We start from the raw sequence: 4,033 nt of genomic DNA, 5'->3' as shown, positions 1-4,033 counted from the left end.
TGACAGAAGTGCGCCATTCGGTTTGTCGGATTTGCTATCGGAGCATTATTCGATCGTACTGCGCTCAGCGCCCGAAGACGGCAATGTTGATCTTTTTTGCGGAGATATCATCAGGCGCATCGAGTAGTTTAGAGTGATTTTTATCCGTGGTTGATTTTGCATTCAAAAATGCAGGGTGCTCTCGGGCACCCATTCTAGCTTGACCTTGCTGAATGTTTCTAATGCGCCTACCGTCCCTTAAGGAAAGTGTTATGCTTTAATTGGTGACAATAAAAAGTATCCTTTCCGCGGATCACGATGGAGTGTGTTTTTGTGGCTCGTAAACATATACTCCTATGTTTTTAATGGGGTGAAAGAGTGGCGGTAATTTATTGTGAAGTCGTCCTAATGAGCCCGCTTACTACACCTGAATTCGCTACTAAGAAATTTGAAAGTGTGCTTGAAATTCACTGTTCAAGTAGTTAAGTGCGCGCCTGATAATCTCAGGCTGATGCTATGCCATTTTCGATGTTCATAACGCTGTCGGGTTGGTTTAAACCCATAGCGTTCAATTGTGATTGCACGATGCTGCTGTATTTGCTCCGTCCTCACACCAAAATTTAAGGCAATCGTTTACCATGATCCCGATAATGGTACGGCACGTGAATTTAGAAGGAGTTGCGCGGCCCCCTGGCGTGCACATTATCTGAATGGATATCGCTTTTCCGTAGCGCTCAAAGCAGCAGGTTGCCTAGAATGTGCTTCAGCACTTGCTCAGCGTAACTCCTTTACTTGCCAATTTCTTTTTTAATCGTCCTCAATGAGCTCGTTGTACTGCTAAGTCAGCATCTATTTTCAAATAAAATGGCCGTGTGAATAGTTTGTATGCGATCCATGAACACCGCATCCCGCAGCGATGTGGCACATAAACAGTAAACTTTCTATTTCGCCGGCATAAGAAACCCAAAATTTAGCCATTTTAGTGGCACAAAAATGCCACATTTTTGCTATTTCAGTGGCACATAAATGCCAAGACCGAATATTTCAGGGGGCACAAAAAACCGGCTATTTCTATGGCATATAAATGCCATAGAAATACAATTGAAATGCCATTTATAAGCCACTTATATGCCACATAAATGCAGAAATCTGCCCTGACTGTGCTCATCTGAGCCATTTTGGCCTTGTATCAGGGGTAGGACGTTTTTTGTATCGGGGGTAGGACTTTCTGTTTTTACAGGGGGTTGAAGGCCCAAAAAACGTCCCGAATCTATTACGTGTAAGGTGGATTTGGCGATACAACAAAGGACCTCGCAGTCTTGTTAGGGTACGATCCTTCACCCCGCGATAGGATTCAGGTTTAACGGAGTATCTCTGGCGAGCAGTTCCACGGCAGCAGCGCTTCATAGTCCGCCACCGACTGCGCGTGTGGTATCTGCTCCAGTACGTGGCGTAGCCACGTATAAGGCTCTTGCCCGTTGACCTTGGCGGTCTCCACCAGGCTGTAGATCTGAGCACTGGAGGTAGCGCCTTTGGGCGTGTCGCTGAACAGCCACGCCTTACGACCGATAACGAACGGTTTTATCGCCCTTTCGGCCGCATTGTTGTCGATAGGTAAAAAACCGGCTTCTACATAACGCTCCAGCCGGCCCCAGTTGCCGGCCAGATAATTAATGGCCTTACCCAGCACACTTTGTGGCGTGACTTGGGGCTGCGTTTTCTCCAACCAGCTTTTCAACTGAGCCAGGATCGGTACGCTCTTTTTGCTGACGGCCGATTAAACGCTGTTCATCATCACTGTCCTTGAGCTCGCGCTCGATGCCATACAGCTTGTTGATCATTGTTAACGCGATATCGGCACGTCCCGTCTACCCTTCGGCTGCACTTTCTGAGCCTCGACAAACTTGCGGCGCGCATGGGCCATGCAGGCCAGCCGTTCAACCCCCGGTTGCAACGCCAAGGCGTTATACCCCGCGTAATCATCGGTCATCACATAGCCGCGATAATTTTCCAGCAGACGCAACGGAACCTCCTGCACACGGCTGGACGTGTAGTCGAACAACACGACCTTACGATCTGGCGGGCCGCTGGCTTGTACCCACATCCAGGATTGGCTGGTCGGGTCTCGACCTGGCTCTTTCAATACTTGAACACGGGTTTCCATCGCAGTGGATCACCGGGCTTTCCAGTAATCGGTCGCGCATTAAGTTGAGCAGTGGCTGAAAGTGTTCGCTGCACTGCATCACCCAGCGCGCCAGTGTTTGCCTTGGTATATCGATACCGTGTCGACTTAACACCGTCTCGAAACGATGCAGCGGCAAGCCATCGACGTACTTGGTGGTCAGCAACATGGCCAGAACGCTTGGGCTGGCCATGCTCTTTTCGATCAGTTGAGCCGGTTTGTCGGCGGTGACCGGTGCCGTTTCGCAGCCACGGCAACCGTAAACCTTGCGTATGTGTTTGATGACACGGATCTGCATCGGCACGATATCCAGCTGTTCGCTGATTTCTTCGTTGATCACGTGCTTGCGGCAACCGCAGGCACAGGTCAGTTCGTGCTCGGGCAGTTCGTGGATGACCTCGACACGCGGCAGCTCAGCCGACAATGCCTTACGTTTTCCTCGGCGCGGCACCGGGGAAACGACTTCTTCTTCAGCATCACCGATCAATGGCATCGGCTCGCTTTCAGGCTCATTGAACAGTGCAAGTTGCGGCGTGTTGGGCTTTGCCGTCTGCTCGGACTTACGCCCGAACAAGCGGTCGCGCAACAGCTTGATCTGTCCTTTCAGGTCGACGATGTGCGCTTGATAAGCCTGGGCAACTTCTTCCTGGCGATTGAGTGCCTCAAGTAGCATCTGCTTGAGCAAAACGGGGTCATCAGGAAGATCGTCGGGCAGAGAAATCATGGCCCGGATTATACCGGGTCAGGCTACGTAACGTGGAGTCAAAACCTGTTGAGGACGGTTGCGCCACAGGTCAAAACCGTCGAGCAGCCAGTTCAGTTCCTGGACGGTCAGAACGATCACTTCATCGCAGAGATCAGGCGTTGTTTTGAATCGCTCGGACTCCAAGCGCTTAAGCCAGAGGCAGAAGCCGTTACGCTCCCAGTACAAAATCTTCACGCGGTTACGGGGCTTGTTGAGGAAAACGAAGAGCACGGGATCGAACACCGCCACTTTTATGTCCAGTTCGACCAGAGCAGCGAGGCCATCAATGGACTTTCTGAAGTCCACGGGCTTAGGGTAAAGATAGACTTTTTCGACTTTGAGGTCGGGTCGCATCATGGCGAACTGGCTCCTGAGGGAATCGGGAGCACAGCATCTGGTATCAGCTAAGCGCTTTGAATGTGGGGTTTATGGATCGCTTACAATAGTTTTGGCAGCAAAGGAGTATGTATCAGGTGGCGCCAATCAAAAAAAGGTTTCGTAGTGCGCTAATAGCGGCCATTGACTTTTTGTCAGTGATCTAATAATATCTCGGCAGTTGGGCTGGAGCTATCCAGGAGAGTTCTTTTAAAAAGATTTAATTGTTTCTGGAAGTTGCTATTTACATCGTCTTTATAGTCGTGTGCCATAGGCGTTACAAGCGGTTTTATCGATTTCATTGGCGGAATGCTTCTAAAGCTCGAAACAGGGTGACAGTCCAAGCAAGCTGGTGAGGCATTTTGTTAATGAAATTAGATTTGATGATAAAAACTATATCCCTGATGCTGTACATTTTTACCTGATGTTCGCTTGATCTGTGATTTTTTGAGAAGGCTAATGGTCACGGTTTAACGAAAGGTAGATATATGAGTGCACGCTTTAGTTAGTGATATTTAAATTTCTGTCGCTTTTATGGTTGTTATATTTTGTATTTTTGGTGGTTGTTTCGACGAGGGCGCATCCCGAAAAAAGTTAAACGTGTCGTTCGAAGCTTTTAGCATCCTATTCAGTTACCAGTTATGAGTGTTAGGCAGCTCACGCGCCGAGATTTTTGGGTGAGGTAAAACGTCAGGTTACGCTGTCTTTCAGTATCTATAAGAAAAATGTTTCACTTATTTTGCATGCAGCTC

At 48.9% G+C, this 4,033-nt stretch carries 3 protein-coding genes and 1 pseudogene; all 4 read right to left on the bottom strand.

What is annotated here, in order from left to right:
- Window positions 1-1,339 precede the first annotated feature (1,339 nt).
- Window positions 1,340-1,477, bottom strand: a complete 138-nt coding sequence (locus D8V06_RS30830) for a transposase domain-containing protein (RefSeq protein ID WP_241667806.1) — start codon at window positions 1,475-1,477, stop codon at window positions 1,340-1,342.
- An 84-nt stretch (window positions 1,478-1,561) separates the two neighbouring features.
- A pseudogene (locus tag D8V06_RS31015) lies at window positions 1,562-2,083 on the bottom strand (IS66 family transposase); the annotation flags it as partial.
- On the bottom strand, window positions 2,049-2,885 hold the full coding sequence (locus D8V06_RS31010; protein ID WP_277751169.1) for a transposase: 837 nt from the start codon (window positions 2,883-2,885) through the stop codon (window positions 2,049-2,051). The gene D8V06_RS31010 and the pseudogene D8V06_RS31015, both read right to left, overlap by 35 nt.
- An 18-nt stretch (window positions 2,886-2,903) precedes the next feature.
- The gene (tnpB, locus tag D8V06_RS10390; protein WP_241667805.1) at window positions 2,904-3,263 is read right to left on the bottom strand and encodes an IS66 family insertion sequence element accessory protein TnpB; all 360 of its coding nucleotides are present in this window, start codon (window positions 3,261-3,263) and stop codon (window positions 2,904-2,906) included.
- Window positions 3,264-4,033: the final 770 nt, after the last annotated feature.

The sequence above is a fragment of the Pseudomonas sp. Sample_24 genome, assembly GCF_004307605.1.
GTDB lineage: Bacteria > Pseudomonadota > Gammaproteobacteria > Pseudomonadales > Pseudomonadaceae > Aquipseudomonas.
Note: the sequence above shows the minus strand (reverse complement) of the source record. Positions and strands in the feature narration are given on the sequence as shown.